Genomic DNA, 18,155 nt, shown 5'->3' with positions numbered 1-18,155 from the left:
CCTTACGGGGCGGCCGCCGGCCTGTCCATGGCGTTACCAGAATGTTCCGCGCAAGGTCAGCATGTGGTTGCGCTCATCGCCGTACCAGTTGCCTGACATCGACGAGCCCAGGGTGGCGTAGTAGGTCTTGTCGAACAGGTTGTTGGCGTTATAGGCCAGGGTCCAGTGATCGTCGATCCGGTACTCGACCAGGGCATTCCAGACCGCGTAGCCGCCCTGGCGGTAGTCGTAGGTTACCGAGCGCAGGCCGGTCGTCGTGCTCGGATCGATCACGCTGGCAGTGCCGCTGACTAGGTTGGCGCTCTGCACGTTGACCCCGCCACCCACCTTGAAGTCCTCAAGCACCCCAGGCATGCGCCAGGTCGTCCACAGCTTGAACTGGTGCTTGGGCGTGATGCTGCTGAACGCGGTATTGGACTGGCGGTTGCGGTTGTGGTTGTAGGTGTACCCGGCCAGCACGTTCCAGTCCGGCAGCACCTCGCCGCTGAGTTCCAGGTCCACGCCCTTGCTGACCACTTCACCTTGGGGCAGGTAGCAGCAGTTGCCACCGAACAGCACGTTGGTCAGCGTGTACGCAGGGTCGACCACCGCCTCGTTGTCCCGGGTGGTGTAGTACAGCGCTGCCGAGGCGTTCACCGCACCGTGCCACAGTTCGCCCTTGATCCCGGTTTCGTAGGTCTTGCCCTTCATGGCTTCGAGCGAGCCGCCCGGCAACGGCCCCGTCAGTTTGTTCTGCTGGGGCTTGTAGATTTCCGAGTAGCTGACATAGGTCGACCAGTCGTCGTTCAGGTCGTAGACCAGGCCACCGTAGGGCACCAGCTTGGTAGGCTCGCGGGTGTCGATGTCCGATTGCACTTCCCACACGCCAGCGTTGTTGCGCGCACGGTACAGCTGTTCGAACTTGTAGCGCTGGGCGCGGGCGCCGAGGATCAGGTGCAGCGGCTCGGCCAGTTGCAGGCGCAGGGTGGAGTACAGGCCGTATTGGGTCTGGGTGTTGGGGCTGTAGTCGCGGTAGAAGTCCTTGTTGGTCACCGGCATCGGCCAAGGCGTCGATTCCGGATCGAACACATCGATCGGGCCGCCGGACCCTGCCGACTGCATGGTGCCTTCCCATTGGCTGGTGATCTTCTGGTAGTCGATGCCCATGAGGAATTCATGCTGCAAGCCGAACGCCGCGAAGGTGCCGGCGAGGTTGGCGTCCCACAGCTTCTGATCACTGCGGTACTGGTTGACGTTGCCGTTCCACGCCGGACCGTCGAGGGTTACCGGATGCACCGCACCGAAGTTGAAGGCACTTTTGCCGAAGCCGGAATCCAGGGTCTGGGTATAGGTGACGTTGCCCTTCCAGTCGTCGTTGAAATCGTGGTCGATCTTGGCGAACACCTCTTGTGAGCGACCGTCCAGATACGCCCAGCTTTCGGTCAGGCTGGTGCTGCGCGGGAGGCCGATGTCGGCACCGGTGACATAGCGCGGCAGGCCGGTGCCGGACCCGGTCTCGTGGATGCGTTCGGAACGGCCGCCAAGGGTCAGGCGGGTGTCCGGGAGAATGTCGGCTTCGAGGATGCCGTACAGGATCGGTTTCTCGGTGGCCCGATCGTCCTGCATGAACTGGCGGTCGGTGTAGGCGGCCACCAGGCGTCCGCGCAGCTTGCCGTCGAAGCCCAGGGGACCTGTGACGTCGAACTGGCTGCGGTAGTTGTCCCAACTGCCAGCGGACAGGTCGACCTTGAGCTGGTAGGTGTCCAGCGGGCGCTTGCGCACCAGGTTGATCATGCCGCCCGGGTCACCGGTGCCGCCGAACAGCGCCGAGGAACCGCGCAGCACCTCGACATGATCGAATTCGACCATGTCGTAGGCCTTGTTCGAGTAGAAGCTGCCGGAGGTAGTGCCCAGCGCCATCGGCGCGGCGCCGTCGATCTGGATGTTCTCAATCTTGAAGCCGCGGGCGTAGAAGTCCGAGAGACGGAAGTTGTTGTTCTTCACGGTGATGCCCGGCGTGGTCTTCATGGCATCGGCCAGGTCGGTCATGCGCTGCTCGTCGATGACCTGGCTGGTCACCACCGACACCGATTGCGGCGTCTGGCGCAGGCTGGTCGGTGACTTCGAGCCGATACTGACCCGTTCGGTGGTATAGGAACCGGTGTTCTCGGTGGCCATGCCCATGCCCATGCCCTGGCCTTCGATTAGCGTCGAGTCCAGTTCCAGCGCTGCTCCGGTGGCCTGGCGCTTTTCGATGAGCAACATGTCGCCGCTGATCGAGGCCTGCAGGCCGCTGCGCCCCAGCAATTGCGCGACCCCGTCGCTGACGCTGAACTGGCCTTGCAACCCGGCACTCTGCTGTCCGCCCAGCAACTCGCTGGCCACCACCAGGCGTAGACCAGCCTGGTCGGCGAAGCGGGTCAGGACCTGGTTCATGGGACCGGCAGCGATATCGAAGGTGTGCAGCGTCCGGGTACTTTCGCTGGCCAGTGCCACGCCCGGCAGGCCCAGGCCGGTGGCCATGGCGATGGCCAGACTCAAGGCGTTGCGTCGAATCAGATTGTGCATGCGTCTCCCCGCTGAAATCAGCTGATTAAAAATCACTCTCAAACGGGAAAGACGCTGGCTTTCGAAAACCTGACAGCGACGAATGAAAAATTTTTCGGGTTATTTTTCGCCGCGCTGTTCGTCCCGTTCCACCACGGTCAGCCAGGGCAGCTTGCGGATGCGGATCGGCAACGACTGTTGCAGCAAGGCCAGTTGCGCGTAGAGGTCACGGGTGTCGAACAGGCCGGTGACCGGCAACTGGCGCAACGCCGGGTCGCGCACCCAGAGCAGGCCGCGGTGGTAGCGCGACAGCTCGTCGAGCACCTCGCCGAGTGGCTGGCTGTCGAAGATCAGGCGGTCGCGGCGCCAGGCGGTGAGGCTGGCGGTGTCGACTTCATGGGGCGTCGAGATGCCGTCGGCATCGAAGCTGAGGGTCTGTCCTTCACGAACCACCGTAGGGCCGGCCGCGCCCTCGCGGGTGACGCCGACGCTGTGCTCCGTCACCACCAGACGCACCCGCGGGCCATCCCGGCGCACGTCGAAGGCCGTGCCCAGGGCGCGCAGGGTGCCGTTGGCCGCCTGCACCTCGAAGGGCCGCGACGGATCCGGGGCGACCTGGACGAACAACTCGCCGGCATACAGCCGGACCGTGCGGCGGCTGCCCTCCAGGGTGATATCGACCCGCGTCTGCGGGGCCAGGACCAGTTGCGAACCGTCGTCCAGGCGCAGTTCCCGACGCTCGCCGGCAGCGGTGCGCTGGTCGGCCAGCCAGCCATCCTCGCGTGCCTGCCAGGCAGTGCCGCCCGCCAGCCCGATCGCCAGCGCCAGGCCGAGCAGCGGACCTGCCCGCCGCCGCGGCGCCGGTCGTTGCAGGGCGCTGCCCAGGCGCTCCCACAGGCGCTCGGCAGCCTGCGCAGCGACCTGGTGTTCGGCAGAGCGCTCGCACCACTGCTGGTACTGCTCCCAGTCGTCATCGCTGGCCGTGCCGCTGTGCAGGTCCACCAGCCATTGCAGGGCGTCGTCGATAAGGCCGGGGAGGGGCTGGTCCAGTTCGTCTGCAGGGACGCTCGCCATGGCTCAGTCCTCCACCAGGTCGAGGCGTCGGGCGCAGTGGCGCAGGGCACGCATGATGTACTTGCTGACCATGCTCGGCGAGACGCCCAGGCGCTCGGCGATGGCCTGGTGGCCGAGGCCGTCGAGGCGGTTGAGCAGCAGCGCGTCGCGGCAGTTCTCCGGTAGCTCGCCGAGGGCCTGGTGCAGGCGTTGCAACTGCTGGCGCAACTCGTGCAGGCGCTCGGGGCCGGGGCGGGTGTCGAGCAGTTCGTCCTGCACGTCGTCCAGTGCGCTGTGCGCGCCCTGGCGCTTGCGTCCGCGGGCCAGGTCGATGATCAGGTTGCCGAGCACCCGCATCAGGAAGAAGCGCGGGTTGAGGATGCTCTCGGTGCGTTGTTGCTGGCCGAGGCCGGCGTAGCGCACGAAGGTGTCCTGGGTGAGGTCCGCCGCCAGTTCGCGATCGCCCACGCGGCGGTAGGCAATGTTCTGCAAGTCGCGGTGGTAGAGACGAAACAAACTGTCCAGATCGTCGGCCAAGGCGAACCTCATGGGTACGAAAGCCGGAACGCTCCGGCGGGAAAGGCCGCAGGATATAGTGATTAAGAATCGTTCGCAAATCTAGCATGGCGTGACACTGGGGGCTGCTTGCGCGCCTTCGATGGCTGCTGGCATGCTTTCCCGCGCGATGGTTGCGTGCTATCGCATCACCATTCGGAAGGTCGGGAACGCTCAAGGAGTTGCGTGTGAGCAGCAGTTTGTTCGAAATCGCTTATGCAGCCGCTACGCAGCGTCTGTGCCTGTTCACCGGGACTGGATTCTCCAAGGCCGTTTCGGCGAATGAGGCGCCGGGCTGGCAGAACCTGCTGGAACAGATCTGTGACTGCCTGCCGGATGGGGGCGGCTTGCAAGCGTCGCTGTTCCCGGTTGCAGGTGTGCCACCGTTGAGCCTGGAAGAGGCGGCACAGGTGATTGCCCTGAGGCTGACCCGTGTCGACGTGAACATCAATGACCGTATCACGCAGATCATCCAGTCTCTCAAGGTCAAGGGAGATGTGGCCGAGGTCGGGAAGTTCTACGCCAACCACTCGTTTCGGGTCATCACGACCAACTACGACAAACTGTCGGAGCAACTGGCCGGACCCGACAGGGTGCAGAGCATCGCGCCTGGCATGCCCATTCCCCGCTCTTCAGCGGCGGTAAAGGTGTATCACGTGCACGGCTCGGTGGACTCGCCCGAGAACCTGGTGGTCACCTCCGACGACTACTTCCGTTTCATGAACAGCGATTCGTACTTCTCCAGGAAATTGAGCACCATCCTGCATGAGAACACCGTGGTCATCCTCGGTTACTCGCTGGCGGACACCAACCTCAAACGCATCATCAACGACTACAAGACCTTCGCCAACAATCACGTGATTGGCTCCAACCTGTTTTTCGTCTCGCGCAAGGCGGTCGATCAGGTCATCAAGGACTTCTATTTCCACAGCTTCGGAATCCGGGTCATCGATGGCCTGGAGGTAGGCCAGTTCTTTGCCAAGCTCAATTGGCAGGTCGGTCGTGTGGCAACGGTGGTGGAGGAGTCGCTGGAATCGATCGAGAATGTCATGAACAAGGGTTATCGCTTCGTCGAGGCCTTCATCAAGCTGGAGGATTCGTTCTTCCAGGTCATCGCTTCGCTATCGGCCAAGGGTTTCAGCTTGAAGAACCCTAAGGTGGTTGCGGTGATCGGCGATTTTCTCGAGCGCAAGCGCACGTTCACCCTGGTTCCCGGTGCCTGGGAGCAATACGACCACCTCGCCAATTGGTTGATCCACCTGGGGGCGTTGTTCGAAGTCGGCAATACCTCGATCAGGGATGTGTACCTGAATGCGGTTGGACGCTCGATGGCGACCATGAGCAAGGAAAAGCGACTCGGATACTCCTGGCAGGCCTACAAGCTGTGGCAGAGCAACTGGGCTTCCATCAGTGCGGCGAACCGCTTGTTGATCCGTGAATACATCACGACTCGGAAGGTCGGTAGCGATGCGCAGTTCATCGTCGATTCTCTGAACTGATCGAAAGGTATCGCGGTGCCGGGCGCGACCGGGTGCAGGCGAGCGGACCCGCTATAGGGTGTCATCGGGCCTGGACCCGCTGGCCTGGACGGATGAGCCATTCATACGGGGGCCTGGGCCAACCTGCCATTTACCCTCGGGTTTGTTTCGTGGGCGTCTGTTCGAGGTGTCAACGCCGTGCAGCAGACGTTCAGATGCATCGTTGAAATATTTTGTAACTCGCGTTCCGCTGACCCGTTCCGGACCATCTCGACAGGTTTTGCGAAGCGCCGGAAACCGTCCGGTTCGCGGCAGATTGATGACAAATCATGGCGAGTGGCCATCCTTATCCCCAGGACAGGGTTCGCCGGAACATCCGGGGTTAGCCGCCAGCACAGTTCCGCAAAGCCTGTATTCGCCGAAAAGAAATGAATAAAGCAGTGTTATTTCGCTGTTGAAAAAGCCTATGCTGGTCGGCAACGGAATTGTAAGTACGCGCCTTGCCATTCAAATGAGTGAATAGTTCGGGCGCCATGGAGCTGCAGATGAAAGTTAAGTCCAGCCTTTGCTGTTTCCCCTTCGTCTTTTGATTCAGGGCCTTGCTGTCTGCAAGGTCCTGAATGTTGGTTAAATGATCGAGCGGCAACTTTAAAGTTTGATCGATGAATAACGCCGGCAGGATTAACCCGGCGTCGAACACTTACGCTTTCATAAACCACCAGAGGCACAAGGATGAAAAATCTGTTCAAACCCACCCTGCTCGCGGCAATGGTCTTCTCGCTGCCGGCCATCAGCCATGCGCAAAACCCGATCCTCGCTTCGCTGAAGGACCAGGGCGTCCACGCGGTCAAGCTCGACAACGCCGCCATGGGCGAGATCAAGGGTGCCGCGCTGCTCACGGGCGCTGCCCTGCCCAGCGTGACCCAAGGCCTGAAAACCTACGAGGTGACCTGGAAGAAGTTCGGCAGCCAGACCGACTATCGCTCCTACAACATCATCGGCAGCAGCTATGACCCACATGGCGCCTACACCTACAACTACGAAGGCAACACCTATCGCGTAGCCGGTGATCGCTGGCTGGCGGACAAGATCAGCAATGCCAACGCCTGGGCACTGGCGAACTCCACCCAGATCGATCTGCATGTTCAGGTCCTCGACCCGAACAACAACTACCAGCCGAGCGTCTACGGCTTCCGTGACAGTTCCTGGAACCGTCCGATCTCTACCTTCTCCTGGTAAGTAACATTGAAGCCATAGGCAACTATGGCTTCAACTTTCTTTTTGCCGCAAGGAATGCTTGATGAAGTGCAGTATGCGCAATGCGTCCGGGTTGTCGTTTGTTCTGTTGTTTCCTCTGTCTTGCGCACACGCCGATACCCTGGTCATGAAGAGCGGTGACAAGTTCTCCGGAAAGATCATTTCCTATGTCAACGGCCTGTGCATCTTCGACACCCAGTACGGTGCTGCGATCAAGGTTCCAACGGCGGGCATCAGTGCCATTTCCACCGACGTTGCGTACAGCATCGACTTCGCCAATGGCGACAAGGTGATGGGCCAGCTCCAGGCCAACGCGCAGGGCCAGACCGTCCTGCAGTCGAAGACCTTCGGCGAGTCGCCGATCGATGTCACGGCCATCAGCCGGATGGTCAAGCACTTCAGCGACGTGCCGAGCACCGCCCAGGCTCCCGGTTCGGGCGCGGCTGCGGTGAACGACGACAAGCAATATGGCGCGGAAGTCGAGAACCAGGCGCCCCTGGACTTCCTCACCGGTTCCACCGTCCTGCTGTCGCCGGGGCAGATGGAGCTCGATATCGGCACCACCTACAAGCAGAGCCGCACCCAGTACAACCTGCCGGATGTCGGCTATTTTCAGAAATCCTCCTATTCCGCGCGCCTGCTGCAGCTCAGCACCGCCCTGCGCGCCGGCCTGTACGAAGGGGTCGAGGGCTATGTCAGCGTACCGGTCACCTATACCCGCATCGAGGATGTTTCGAGCAATGAATACACCCGCGATACCAGCTCCTGGGACCTGGCCGACATCTCCTTTGGCGGCCAGTACCAACTGACCCGGGAGACCGCGGACATGCCGGCGATCTCGGCAACCCTGGACATCAGCGCGCCGACCGGGCGCAAGAAGTACAACGACCAGACCGACAGCTGGAGGGACCCGCTGAACAACGGCACCGGCCATTGGAGCATCGCCCCGGGACTGGCCTTCGTCAGGTCCACCGACCCGGCGATCCTGTTCGGCGGCATCAACTACCAGTACTTCTTCGCCGACAAGGTCGACGGCTACGACGTCCAGCCGGGCTGGATCATCAACAGCTACTTCGGCGTCGGTTTCGCCCTCAACGAAAAGCTGTCCGTCGGCACGCGAGTCTCCTACTCCTACGTGTCCAACATGAAAGCCGAGCATGAAACCATCTACGGCTCCGATTCCGACCCGATGGACATTTCCCTGAACGCCTCGTACCGGTTGTCCAGGGCCTGGGTGGTCTCGCCCGGGGTGACCTTCGGCCTGAACAACGACTCCGGCCCTGCGGCGTTGTCGCTGAGCCTGAAGCGGCAGCTATGAGGCGGGCCTGCCTGCTGGCGCTTGCACTGGGCGTCTGCTCCCCGGGGCTTGCCTACGAGGGGCCGCGCATCCAGTCGATGCAGCAACTGAAGTTTTCCGGGATACAACGCCAGACCCTGGACTACTCCTGCGGTGCGGCGGCACTGACCATCCTGCTCAACCAGTATTTCGGCGACTCGGTGCGCGAGCAGGACCTGCTCGCCGACATCGTCTACCGCCTGCCGCCGGAAGAGATGGTCAACCGCATCCAGGAAGGCTTTTCCATGCTGGACCTGAAGACCGCCGCGGAAAACGCCGGCTACGACGCCACCGGCATCATGCTGCCGAAGGAGTCGGTCGGCCTGCTGCCGGGCCCGGTGATCATCCTGCTGCGCCGCGAGACTCTCAATCACTTCGTGGTGCTCAAGGGCGTGCAGCAGGGCCGAGCCTTCCTCGCCGACCCGGCGCGGGGGCACCTGCGTATTCCAGTGCATGAGCTGTTCGAGCAATGGCGCGGCGAAACCCTGGTGCTCGGGCGCGACGGCGTGGGGCTGCTGAAGGCGCACGCGCTGGCGATCCCCAACAGCGGCAACCTGTATCCGGAAAGCCAGACGGTCAGGGAACTGCAGCACCTGCCGTTCAAGTGAGGCGAGGGTGCGCAGGGCGGCGCACCCCGGTCATCCTCAGAAGTCGTAGCGCAGATTCAGCGTCGCATTGCGCGGATCGCCGTAGTGCCCGACGCTGCCGCCGATGCCGGCGTAGTACTTCTCGTCCAGCACGTTGTTCAGGTTCAGCGTCGCCGCCAGATGCTCGGTGACCTGGTAGCGCGCCATCAGGTTGACCACGCTGTAGTCATCCTGGCTGACCTTGCTGAAGTACGGCGAGGGGTAGTACAGCGAGATCCCCGAGTTCCACGACACGCCACCGCCCAGGATCAGCCTGTCCCACTCGCCCGGCAGGCGGTAGGTGTTCCACAGGCGCAGGGTGTCCATCGGCAGTTGCGTCAGCAGGCGCTGGCCGGACGGGTCTTCGGTGCGCGAGTGGCTGTAGCTGGCCTGCAGGTTCCAGCCCGGCAGCAGTTCGCCGCTCAGTTCCAGGTCGAAGCCCTTGGTCTCGCCTTTTTCCGCGCGGTAGGCGGTATTGCCGTTGCCGGGCACGGTATTGCTGCCGTCCTGTACCGCGAGGTTGTCGCGCTGGATCAGGTACACCGCGGCATTGGCGTTCAGGCGGCCGTCGTAGAACTCGCCCTTCCAGCCCGCTTCATAGTTGCTGCCGATCACGGGTTCGAGGATGGCGCCGGTGCGGTCCTGGGCGCTCTGCGGCTTGAAGATGTCGGTGTAGCTGACATACAGGGTCTGCTGCGGGGTGAAGTCCCAGGTGAGGCCGGCATAGGGCGTGACCTGGCCGGTCTTGTCCACGCCATAGCTCTGCTCCCAGCTGCCCGGCGCGGCGTAGTAGTAGTCGTAGTGGTAGTCCGAGACTCGCGCGCCGAGGATCAGGTTGACGTCGTCGATGACGTTCAGGCGCAACGCCGCGTAGCTGCCGCGCTGGGTGCTTTCGACGTTGAAGATTTCACCCAGCACGCCGTTCTCGGTCGGGCGAGCGACCTGGTTTTCCCAGGTGTAGAAATTCACGGCGATGGGGCTGATGTCGTTGCCGACGTGATGGTTGGCGTAGTCCTGGTAGTTGAACCCGGTGATGAACTGGTGCGTGCGGCCGCCCAGGGTGAACGGGCCTTGCAGGGTCAGGTCGAGGCCTTTCTGGGTTTGCGGGGCGTTGGCGCGGTAGCGGGTGACGTTCACCATGCCCGTGGCCTCGTTGAGGTAGGCGCGGTTCGAGGAGGTCAGCACCGAGCCGTTGTAGTTGTCCCGCTCCGAATCCATGTAGTTGGCGGCCAGCTTCAGCTGCCAGTCATTGGCGAAGGTATGTTCGAGGTTGAGGAAGGTGTTGGTGGTCTCGAACTGATCGTACATCCAGCGCGCGCCGGAGCTGGTCGAGCGCGAGAAGTTCGTCGGCTTGCCGTTGGTGAACAGCAGCGGCACGCCCGGCGAGCCGGTAGTGTGCAGCTTCTGGTAGTCGACGCCCAGGCGCACCAGGGTTGTCTCGTCGAGGTCGGCTTCGAGCACGCCGTAGAGGATGTCCTTGTCCTCCTTGTACCAGTCGCGGAAGCTGTGGTTCTTCTGTTTGGCCGCGACGAAGCGGCCACGCACGCCACCTTCTTCGCTGAGCGGACCGGACACGTCCAGCTCGCTGCGGTAATAGTCCCAGGAGCCGATGCCTTGCTGCACATGGGCCTGGAACTCGCGGGTCGGGCGCTTGCGGATCAGGTTGACCACGCCGCTCGGATCGCCGGCGCCGGTCATCAGGCCGGTGGCACCGCGGACGATCTCGACCCGGTCGTAGATCGCGGTGTCCAGCAGGGTGCTGGGCATGTTGCGGGTCTGGTTTTCCTGGGTCGTGGTCACGCCATCGATCTGGTAGGTGTTCAGCGCGCTGCCACGGGAATAGATGTTGTAGCGTTGCCCGCCGTCCTGGGACATGGTGATGCCGGGCGTCTGGTCGAGTACGCGGGTCACGCTGTCGAGGCGCTGGTCGTCCATGCGCTGGCGGGTGACCACGCTGATGGACTGCGGCGTTTCGCGGATCGACAGGTTCATCTTGGTCGCGGTGCTGGTGGCGGCCGTGGTGTACGAACCGGTGCCTTCGGTGATGGCGCCGTCCAGGTGCGAGTTGATCGAGGTTGCATCCAGCTCCAGCGCGCCGTCCTGCCGGGTGGCCGGCACCAGCAGGTAGTTGCCGCTCTCCGTGCGCAGCGGGCTCAGGCCGGTGCCGGCCAGCAGCCGGGCGAAGCCTTGCTCGATGCTGTGCTCGCCTTGCAGGCCTTGGCTGGTCTTGCCGGCGGTGAGACTGGCATCGATCGACATGGCAATGCCGGCCTGCCGGCCGAACTGGCTGAGCACCTGGTCAAGCGGGCCGGCGCCGATCTCGAAGCGGACGATGCTGGCGGCGGCCGGGCTCTGTGCCTGCGCGGTGGTGGCGAACAGGCTGGCCAGGGCCAGGCTGGTGGCGAGGGCCAGCGGGGTCATGCGGTGGGTCATTGGGCTGATTTCCGAAGGGGCAGGGGAACCGCGTCTAGCGCGGGGATACCCCAAGGGCCAAGCGAGTCGGAAAAAACTGCGCGGCTTTTTGAAAATATTTTCAGGCGACGTTGCGCGGCATCAGCGTGACCCAGTAGCGGGTGCGGCGCTGGATGCTGATCGGCAGGCTGCTTTGCAGCAGGACAAGGATGCGTTCGTTGTCGTCCAGCGGGTAGGAGCCGGTGACCCGCAGATCGGCGACCCGTGGATCGCAGCGCAGGATCCCGGAACGGTAGCGCGCCAGTTGCGTCACCAGGTCGCCGAGGCGGGTGGCCTGGGCGCTGACGAAGCCCTCGACCCAGGCATCGTCCATCATGGTGATCGGCGTGCTGCTGATGCCGCTGGCATCGAGGCGGGCCTGTTCGCCCGGTTGCACGATGCGCTCGCCGCGGCCATGGCGCAGGCTGGCGGCAACGCGGCCGCTGCTGACCGAGAGCAGGGTGCCGCTGGCGTTGTCGTCGCAGCGCACGGTGAAGCGGGTACCCAGGGGGAGCAGGTTGGCGTCGTGGGTTTGCACCCGCAGCGGGCGTCCGTCCGGATCGTTGCCGGTCAGCACGTTGATCTCGCCGTAGCGCAGGAGGATGCAGCGTTCGCTGGCGTTGAAGTTGATATCCACGGCAGTAGCGGTGTTGAGCCACAACTGGGTGCCGTCGGCGAGCACCTGGCGCCGGCGTTCGCCGGTGCCGGTGCTGAAGTCGGCCAGGCCGTCCTGGCCCTTCCAGGCGACGGCGCCGAGCAGGCTGGCGCCCATCAGCAGTTTCAGCACCTGGCGGCGGTCGCCGCTGACGTAGCGCGGCTGTTGCAGCACGCTGCGCGCCACCGGATCGCGCAGCAGGGCGGTGTTGCCACGGATCAGCTGCGGCAGTTCGAGCAGGCGCTGCCAGGCGCGTTCGTGTTCCTGGTCGGCCTGGCGCCAGTGTTCGAGCTGGTGCAGTTCGTCGGCGCTGATTTCGCCGGACTGGGTCAGGGAGTACCAGGCGACGGCCTGCTGGCGCACGGCGGGGGGTATCGGTTCGTGCATCGGGGTCACTCGAAACGGCAGGTGAAGCAGCGGTCGAAGGCCTTGAGCATGGCGCGCTGGACCTGGTCGATGCTGAGGGACAGTTGCTCGGCGATCTGCCGGTAGGTCAGGCCATCCAGTTGCGACAGCAGGAAGATCTCGCGCACCCGCGGCGGCAGGCCGTGCAGCAGCTCGTCCAGCCGGGTCAGGGTCTCGATCAGCAGGTGGCGGGTTTCCGGGGAGATTTCGTGCTGCTCGGGCTGCGCCGCCAGGGCCTCGGCGTAGGCTCGCTCCACCGCCAGGCGCCGCCAGCGGTTGACCAGCAGGCTGTTGGCGATGGTCGCCAGGTAGGCGAGGGGACGCTGCAGGTCGTTGACCGGGCGCCGCGCACGGAGGATGCGCACGAAGGTGTCCTGGGCCAGGTCATCGGCATCCGCCGCCTCGCCCAGGCGCTTCATCAGCCAGCGTTTGAGCCAGCTGTGATGGTCGAGATAGAGGTTTTTCACGTCCGCGTCGAAGGAGCTTGGCGGTGCCATGGGCGGGTGCCTGCATTCGGTCTGTCGAAAGAGGCATATGATAATCATTCACAGTTGGGTGCGGCAAGGTGATATCAGCGCTTCTACCGCACCATGATCGCCTGATTCAGCTCGATCGATGGCACCGGCACCACGTCACGACGCACCTGCAGCCACTCGCGCATCTTCACCGAATCGAAGATCTGGCCCTCATCCATCATCAACAACACCAGGGATTGGGACATCCGGTAACACCCGCATTGCGGGCAGCGGCGCTCTTCCCAGCCAGGGGAACATTCGATGGATTCGGCGCTACCGGCGCAGATCAGACAACTCATGGGACCCCCTGACTTTGTTGTTGGGTGGGGAAAGTGGGTAGTTGACTACCTATTTTGGCGGACTTCCTTCCGTCATGAGAATTTCATGCCAATCATGCGGTGAATGATCCGTCAATTGAAAAATTGTGACAGCCGTGCCGTTCTGCTGATGGAGCAGGGGACCGCGACGCAAGTTCAAAAAATGCATTCGGTGGAGCTGCGGGGCCCTGTGCTATCGAGTATCTGCCGGATAACCCGTGCGAACTGCCCTGGTTGCTCCAGCATCATCAGATGACCTGCCCCAGGCATCACCGTGAAACTGGCGGCTTGCGCCAAGGCCCACTCGGGCACATCCCAGCCGTCGCGGGAGTGCTCGCCTGCCAGCAGGTGGACCGGCGTCCTGGCAAACAACGTTTGAAGCGTTGCGGCATAACTACTTTCTCCGGTGACCGCGACCACCGAACGGGCCATGGCCTGCAACGTGCTCGCCGGCTGATAGGCCAGCCAGGCGGCCGCCGTTTCGAGATGGCGCGGGTTCGGCGTGATACCCGTCCTTGTCAGCCAGCCTGCCGGATCTGCGCGAAAGCCAGCCATCAAGGCCTCCACTTCCGCCGAGGACATGCGCGCGACACTCGACGACCAGAAGGCATCCTTCAACGAGAAATTGCCCTCGACGCTGATGACGCTGGCGATCGCGTCCGGGTACTGGCAGGTGTAGAGCTGGGCGATCACACCGCCGACCGAGTGGCCGACCAGATGAACGCGCTCGCCTGCCATCTGCTCCGTGAGCAGTCGATGCAGATGGCTGATCTGCGCCGGGATATCGATCCCGTCCGGCGACATGCCGTCCAGGCTCCCGTAACCGGGCAGTGCCGGCGCCAGGACGGGATGAGGGGCCAGGGTGGCGTGAAGGGCCTGATAGTCAAGGGTACCGATTAGTCCGTTGATGAACACCACGGGTGCTGGCTGGCGCATGGTGGCTCCTGGAGGTGGGGTAGACGCACTGATCTTGCCGCCATGTCCCCGTGCTCGCCACCGCTGGCTGATTGCGCTGGAGCAAATGCTGGTTGTGGTCGGGCAACGATGGTTCGATCATGCGGTCCGAACCTGAATCCAGAGCAGCCAAGGAAGCTTCCCATGTCCCGACTCCAGGGCAAGACCTGCCTCATCACCGGTGCCGCCCGAGGTATCGGCCGCGCCATCGCCGCGCGTTTCCGCGCGGAGGGCGCCGAGGTCATCGTGACCGATATCGACGAGGCCGGCGGTGCCGCTACGGCCCAGGGGCTCGGTGCGCGGTTCATTCGCCTGGATGTCAGTCAGGAAGCCGACTGGGCCCGGCTGTCCGGCCTGGTCCCGGCCATCGACGTGCTGGTGAACAACGCGGGCATCACCGGTTTCGAAGCCGGCCTGGTCGCCCACGACCCAGAACACGCCAGCCTCGAAGACTGGCGCGCCGTGCACCGGGTCAACCTGGATGGCACTTTCCTTGGCTGTCGCTACGCAATCGCAGCGATGAAAGCCAAGGGCAGCGGTTCGATCATCAACATTTCCTCGCGATCCGGCCTGGTGGGCATCCCCGGCGCAGCGGCCTATGCCTCATCCAAGGCGGCCATCCGCAACCACACCAAGAGCGTGGCCCTGTACTGCGCGCAACAGGGTTGGCGGATCCGCTGCAACTCGATCCACCCGGGCGCCATCCTCACGCCGATGTGGGAGGCCATGCTCGGCGACGGCCCTGATCGGGATGCGCGGGCTGCGGCGTTGGTGGCGGATACGCCGCTCAAGCGCTTTGGATCGGTGGAGGAAGTGGCGGCGGTGGCGTTGATGCTCGCTTCGGATGAGGCGGCCTACATGACCGGGGCCGAGCTGAATATCGATGGTGGGTTGCTGGCGGGGACGGCGGCGAGTCCGGGGAGTTGAGGGCTCGCCGTTGGATGACATTCATCTCTAGCCGAGTGCCTTGGACGTCGACGGGACGGTGTAGGTGCACCAGGTGGCTACAGAGTTCCATCCGCGCTCCCCGACCTGTTTTCCGCTGGCATAAATCCGCACACCAGTGGAGATCCAGGGGCTTTTCCTGTTGTTGTTCGCGACATGAACCACCACGCCACGATGGGAAAGCGCGCTGAGTTTTCGACCGAGAATATGCCAACGCCCCATCACCGTATGTGCGGGATTGATCAGGATCTCGAAAGGCAGGTCGATGCCGGACTTGGTGGTGCCGTCCTGCTGGAAGGCGTTGATCTCACCGCAAATGATGAACGAGACACTGCGCTTGCCGATCTGAACCGTCCTCTGCGGGAAACATGACTCGAGGCTCGAAAGCTCTTGTCGGCCTGGTAACTCGGCAAAAACTTGAATAGGCAACTTGATGGTGTCGGAACGGGAGAGCACGACAGAATGCCCTTTCATCTTTTCTCCCGGTTCGACAAATATCCATGTGTCATCGGGAAGCGCCTGGCGGATTTTCGCCAGCGAGGGAGTGTTTTCGAAGTTTCCGGGCAAAATTATCAGATCCGCCTCCAGCGTCGAAATGACAGCCAGGATCTGTTCTTCAGTTGAATTCTGGTGAGGTGACAGGGCAGTGATCTTCATTCCTTGAGTATCCGGCAGACAATGGGCAGGCAGAATCTTACCCCACCTCCGACCGCCGTCTCTTGATCCGATACATATCCCCGTCCGCGTGGCTCAACAAGGTATCCGCATCCTCCCCATCCCCCGGATAGCAGGCCACCCCGATACTGCATGACGGCATCGTCATCCCCTCGAATTCCGCCCCCAGCGGCTCGGCCATCACCGCCAGGATCTGCGCCACCTTCTCCGACACCGCGTTCTCCGACTGGATCTCCGTCAGCAAGACGATGAACTCGTCCCCGCCCATCCGCGCCACGGTATCGGTCTCGCGCACGCAGCCTTCCAGGCGCCGGGCGATCACGCACAGCACGCGGTCGCCCATGCCGTGGCCATGCTCGTCGTTGATGCCCTTGAAGTCGTTGACGTCGAGGAACAGCAGGGCGAACTTGCCGTGGTGACGGTGCGCGGTGTGCAGGGCCGTGTGCAGGCGGTCGGTGAACAGCGAGCGGTTGGTGAGCTTGGTCAGCGGGTCGTGGTGGGCGAGGAAACGCAGTTCTTCCTCGGCCTGGGCCAGGGCGGTGACGTTACGCGCGACGCCGATGCGCGCGCCCACTTCATCGGACCAGAACGCGGCCCAGAGGATGTAGACCACGCCGCCGTCCTTGCGCACGTAGCGATTGCGGAAATCGAAGTGCGGCTGGCCATTCATCACCCGGACGATGGAGGCGCGGGTGGCGGCGAGGTCTTCAGGGTGCATGTAGCGGGTGATGGGCGTGCCGACCAGTTCTTCGGCGCGGTAGCCGAGCAGGGCCTGGCAGGCATCGCTGACGAAAACGATCTGGTCGTCCCGGTCGACCACGAACACCGTATCCAGCATCAGGTGGATCAGCTTGGGGTAGAGCGCTTGCAGGTCAACGGGCATAAGTCAGGTAGTCCGGTTGGTAAAGCGTGGGCCTGGCCGGGACCCATGAGGCAACGGCGAGCCATCTGGCAGACTTCCTGTCGGCTGGGGCAGCACGGGAGCACCTGTGCTGCGCCACATCGAGCGTACATAAACAGAAAAACGCAGGTAGAAAAAGGGGATAAAAACAGGGGTTATTGGACTTTGAGAAATATAGCTGGGGGTTTGCGGGTTGGCTGGGTGAGTTGGCTGTTTCAGGGCAGATACAGTTCATCGTTTCCACGGGGTGCCAGGAATGCTGGATTTTTCGTGCAAGGTGTCACATATAGCTACGAAAGGAGCGTAATTTCCGGCTTTCTTGTAGGTAATTTCCCAAGCATACTTCCCGGCCGTTTCAGTCGTTGCGCGCTTTGGAATCAGCACCTAGTCTCCGCCGGTCGTTGCAAAATCAGCGACCAGCTTTGACAGGCTGATTCACATACATCAAAGACGCACGTTGCCGTTATGGCGGCTGTGCGTGTGGGCACCTTCGGGTGCGCCAGGTTTCGTCTTTGGTGTCCTGGTCTGTCAACCCGCGTACAGCTGCCACCCCTTGTTTGACAGCAGGTCAGTGGTGGCTCCGATGAACACACCGGAGACGACAATGAAGAAACACGTACCTGATCCGCCACCCGACGTCACTGCTCCAACCCGACGCCTTACCACTACCCACACCCACTTCGCGACTATCTCCCGCAAGCACGCCCCTCTGTTCGCCATACGCGCAGGTGTCGATATTGAAGACGCTCTGGCGCACCTGGCCACGGCCCTGAGGGCAGCCATGGAAACCAACCTGCAGCTGTGTGACCTGGCGGACCGCAAGCATGGCGATCTGTTGTGGGCAACCCAGCAATCGCTGGAAATTGCCCATGCGCTGACGCTGTCGTTGTTGAGTAGCGTCGAGTCGCGGGCATCCGCTGGTTAGGCCCTTTCAGCGAGTCTCACGCCCTTCGACAGGCTCAAGGAAGGGCGCGATTCCAATAGCGACGAGCGAAGGCAGAAACGGCAACAACTGCGAAGTATGGCAAGCACCGGAATAGACACTGAAGCTGTACAGCCGGTTGAACAGCCTGAAGCCTGTATCCCCCGGCGCTGGGCCCACGACCATCATGGTCACTACAGCGGCCACCGCCAGCAGAAACAGTAGATACGGGTAATGGCGCCGATAGTTACGCCACCTGAGAAACCCGATGAAGCTCTCCTTCAGAACGAACCGGCAGGTCAGCGCCAGCCACAGCAGCATGATGGCGAACAGCGCCAGGTCCTTTTCGTATATCCACGCGGCTCTCTTGAGGAAATCCAGCTGGTCGTGGGCGATGAAGTACGCTTCCGCGCGGGCGATGATCGGAAGCCAGCGGTGCAGGTCGCTGGAGAGCGGGAGGTCGCTGTAGAACAGGGCGAGGCTGGTCAGCCAGCTGAAGGGGATGGAGATGAGCCAGCCAACCAGCAGGGCCCTGGTGGCGATCCTTGCCTTTTTGAACTCTGCTTCCGTCGAGATCACTTCAG

Annotated in this window: 17 protein-coding genes; 6 read left to right on the top strand and 11 right to left on the bottom strand. The window is 62.8% G+C overall.

All coding sequences use genetic code 11. The annotated features are described in order from the left end of the window. Positions 1 to 33: 33 nt before the first annotated feature. The 3 genes from V0R59_RS25390 to V0R59_RS25380 form a co-directional block, all read right to left on the bottom strand. On the bottom strand, positions 34 to 2,547 hold the full coding sequence (locus V0R59_RS25390; RefSeq protein ID WP_330077450.1) for a TonB-dependent siderophore receptor: 2,514 nt from the start codon (positions 2,545 to 2,547) through the stop codon (positions 34 to 36). Between the two features lie 99 nt (positions 2,548 to 2,646). Next, positions 2,647 to 3,600 (bottom strand): FecR family protein, encoded by a 954-nt coding sequence (locus tag V0R59_RS25385; RefSeq protein WP_330077449.1) that lies wholly within the window; start codon positions 3,598 to 3,600, stop codon positions 2,647 to 2,649. 3 nt (positions 3,601 to 3,603) lie between these two features. Beyond that, positions 3,604 to 4,128 (bottom strand): RNA polymerase sigma factor, encoded by a 525-nt coding sequence (locus V0R59_RS25380; RefSeq protein ID WP_330077448.1) that lies wholly within the window; start codon positions 4,126 to 4,128, stop codon positions 3,604 to 3,606. A gap of 140 nt (positions 4,129 to 4,268) precedes the next feature. Here V0R59_RS25380 and V0R59_RS25375 point away from each other — a divergent pair, with 140 nt between their 5' ends. The 4 genes from V0R59_RS25375 to V0R59_RS25360 all read left to right on the top strand — a co-directional run bounded on the left by V0R59_RS25375 (position 4,269) and on the right by V0R59_RS25360 (position 8,813). After that, the gene (locus tag V0R59_RS25375; RefSeq protein WP_330077447.1) at positions 4,269 to 5,633 is read left to right on the top strand and encodes an SIR2 family NAD-dependent protein deacylase; all 1,365 of its coding nucleotides are present in this window, start codon (positions 4,269 to 4,271) and stop codon (positions 5,631 to 5,633) included. 711 nt (positions 5,634 to 6,344) lie between these two features. Continuing rightward, positions 6,345 to 6,851 (top strand): hypothetical protein, encoded by a 507-nt coding sequence (locus V0R59_RS25370; RefSeq protein ID WP_330077446.1) that lies wholly within the window; start codon positions 6,345 to 6,347, stop codon positions 6,849 to 6,851. A 145-nt stretch (positions 6,852 to 6,996) separates the two neighbouring features. Then, on the top strand, positions 6,997 to 8,187 hold the full coding sequence (locus V0R59_RS25365; protein ID WP_330077445.1) for a transporter: 1,191 nt from the start codon (positions 6,997 to 6,999) through the stop codon (positions 8,185 to 8,187). Beyond that, entirely contained in the window at positions 8,184 to 8,813 is a 630-nt protein-coding gene (locus V0R59_RS25360) for a C39 family peptidase (protein WP_330077444.1), read from the top strand. Before V0R59_RS25365 ends, V0R59_RS25360 begins: the two co-directional genes overlap by 4 nt. Positions 8,814 to 8,849: 36 nt before the next feature. Here V0R59_RS25360 and V0R59_RS25355 read toward each other — a convergent pair whose 3' ends face one another. The 5 genes from V0R59_RS25355 to V0R59_RS25335 form a co-directional block, all read right to left on the bottom strand. Next, a complete protein-coding gene (locus V0R59_RS25355; RefSeq protein WP_330077443.1) occupies positions 8,850 to 11,264 on the bottom strand; it encodes a TonB-dependent siderophore receptor in 2,415 nt (804 codons plus the stop codon). A 100-nt stretch (positions 11,265 to 11,364) separates the two neighbouring features. Beyond that, the gene (locus V0R59_RS25350) at positions 11,365 to 12,324 is read right to left on the bottom strand and encodes a FecR domain-containing protein (RefSeq protein WP_330077442.1); all 960 of its coding nucleotides are present in this window, start codon (positions 12,322 to 12,324) and stop codon (positions 11,365 to 11,367) included. A 5-nt stretch (positions 12,325 to 12,329) separates the two neighbouring features. After that, the gene (locus V0R59_RS25345) at positions 12,330 to 12,839 is read right to left on the bottom strand and encodes a sigma-70 family RNA polymerase sigma factor (RefSeq protein WP_330077441.1); all 510 of its coding nucleotides are present in this window, start codon (positions 12,837 to 12,839) and stop codon (positions 12,330 to 12,332) included. 83 nt (positions 12,840 to 12,922) lie between these two features. Next, the gene (locus V0R59_RS25340) at positions 12,923 to 13,063 is read right to left on the bottom strand and encodes a hypothetical protein (RefSeq protein ID WP_330077440.1); all 141 of its coding nucleotides are present in this window, start codon (positions 13,061 to 13,063) and stop codon (positions 12,923 to 12,925) included. A gap of 267 nt (positions 13,064 to 13,330) precedes the next feature. Then, positions 13,331 to 14,110, bottom strand: coding sequence for an alpha/beta fold hydrolase (locus tag V0R59_RS25335; RefSeq protein WP_330077439.1), 780 nt, complete (start codon positions 14,108 to 14,110; stop codon positions 13,331 to 13,333). A 162-nt stretch (positions 14,111 to 14,272) separates the two neighbouring features. On the opposite strand from V0R59_RS25335, the gene V0R59_RS25330 reads away from it, so the two are divergent. Beyond that, entirely contained in the window at positions 14,273 to 15,055 is a 783-nt protein-coding gene (locus tag V0R59_RS25330; RefSeq protein WP_330077438.1) for an SDR family oxidoreductase, read from the top strand. A 27-nt stretch (positions 15,056 to 15,082) separates the two neighbouring features. Here the strand turns inward: V0R59_RS25330 and V0R59_RS25325 are convergent, their stop codons facing one another. Continuing rightward, the gene (locus V0R59_RS25325) at positions 15,083 to 15,730 is read right to left on the bottom strand and encodes a hypothetical protein (protein ID WP_330077437.1); all 648 of its coding nucleotides are present in this window, start codon (positions 15,728 to 15,730) and stop codon (positions 15,083 to 15,085) included. Positions 15,731 to 15,767: 37 nt separating this feature from the next. Continuing rightward, positions 15,768 to 16,631 (bottom strand): sensor domain-containing diguanylate cyclase, encoded by an 864-nt coding sequence (locus V0R59_RS25320; RefSeq protein WP_330077436.1) that lies wholly within the window; start codon positions 16,629 to 16,631, stop codon positions 15,768 to 15,770. A 622-nt stretch (positions 16,632 to 17,253) separates the two neighbouring features. Between V0R59_RS25320 and V0R59_RS25315 the strand changes: the two genes are divergently transcribed. After that, complete coding sequence (locus V0R59_RS25315; RefSeq protein WP_330077435.1) at positions 17,254 to 17,574, top strand: hypothetical protein; 321 nt, start codon at positions 17,254 to 17,256, stop codon at positions 17,572 to 17,574. Positions 17,575 to 17,580: 6 nt separating this feature from the next. Here the strand turns inward: V0R59_RS25315 and V0R59_RS25310 are convergent, their stop codons facing one another. After that, positions 17,581 to 18,150, bottom strand: coding sequence for a hypothetical protein (locus V0R59_RS25310; RefSeq protein ID WP_330077434.1), 570 nt, complete (start codon positions 18,148 to 18,150; stop codon positions 17,581 to 17,583). Between the last annotated feature and the right edge of the window lie 5 nt (positions 18,151 to 18,155).

It is taken from the genome of Pseudomonas ulcerans, from assembly GCF_036324125.1.
GTDB lineage: Bacteria > Pseudomonadota > Gammaproteobacteria > Pseudomonadales > Pseudomonadaceae > Aquipseudomonas > Aquipseudomonas ulcerans.
Note: the sequence above shows the minus strand (reverse complement) of the source record. Positions and strands in the feature narration are given on the sequence as shown.

Coding starts and splice junctions, on each gene's coding strand:
- V0R59_RS25390 (WP_330077450.1), bottom strand. CDS start 2,547: ATGCACAATCTGATTCGACGCAACGCCTTGAGTCTGGCCATCGCCATG.
- V0R59_RS25385 (WP_330077449.1), bottom strand. CDS start 3,600: ATGGCGAGCGTCCCTGCAGACGAACTGGACCAGCCCCTCCCCGGCCTT.
- V0R59_RS25380 (WP_330077448.1), bottom strand. CDS start 4,128: ATGAGGTTCGCCTTGGCCGACGATCTGGACAGTTTGTTTCGTCTCTAC.
- V0R59_RS25370 (WP_330077446.1), top strand. CDS start 6,345: ATGAAAAATCTGTTCAAACCCACCCTGCTCGCGGCAATGGTCTTCTCG.
- V0R59_RS25365 (WP_330077445.1), top strand. CDS start 6,997: ATGAAGAGCGGTGACAAGTTCTCCGGAAAGATCATTTCCTATGTCAAC.
- V0R59_RS25360 (WP_330077444.1), top strand. CDS start 8,184: ATGAGGCGGGCCTGCCTGCTGGCGCTTGCACTGGGCGTCTGCTCCCCG.
- V0R59_RS25355 (WP_330077443.1), bottom strand. CDS start 11,264: ATGACCCACCGCATGACCCCGCTGGCCCTCGCCACCAGCCTGGCCCTG.
- V0R59_RS25350 (WP_330077442.1), bottom strand. CDS start 12,324: ATGCACGAACCGATACCCCCCGCCGTGCGCCAGCAGGCCGTCGCCTGG.
- V0R59_RS25345 (WP_330077441.1), bottom strand. CDS start 12,839: ATGGCACCGCCAAGCTCCTTCGACGCGGACGTGAAAAACCTCTATCTC.
- V0R59_RS25340 (WP_330077440.1), bottom strand. CDS start 13,063: ATGTCCCAATCCCTGGTGTTGTTGATGATGGATGAGGGCCAGATCTTC.
- V0R59_RS25335 (WP_330077439.1), bottom strand. CDS start 14,110: ATGCGCCAGCCAGCACCCGTGGTGTTCATCAACGGACTAATCGGTACC.
- V0R59_RS25330 (WP_330077438.1), top strand. CDS start 14,273: ATGTCCCGACTCCAGGGCAAGACCTGCCTCATCACCGGTGCCGCCCGA.
- V0R59_RS25325 (WP_330077437.1), bottom strand. CDS start 15,730: ATGAAGATCACTGCCCTGTCACCTCACCAGAATTCAACTGAAGAACAG.
- V0R59_RS25320 (WP_330077436.1), bottom strand. CDS start 16,631: ATGCCCGTTGACCTGCAAGCGCTCTACCCCAAGCTGATCCACCTGATG.
- V0R59_RS25315 (WP_330077435.1), top strand. CDS start 17,254: ATGAAGAAACACGTACCTGATCCGCCACCCGACGTCACTGCTCCAACC.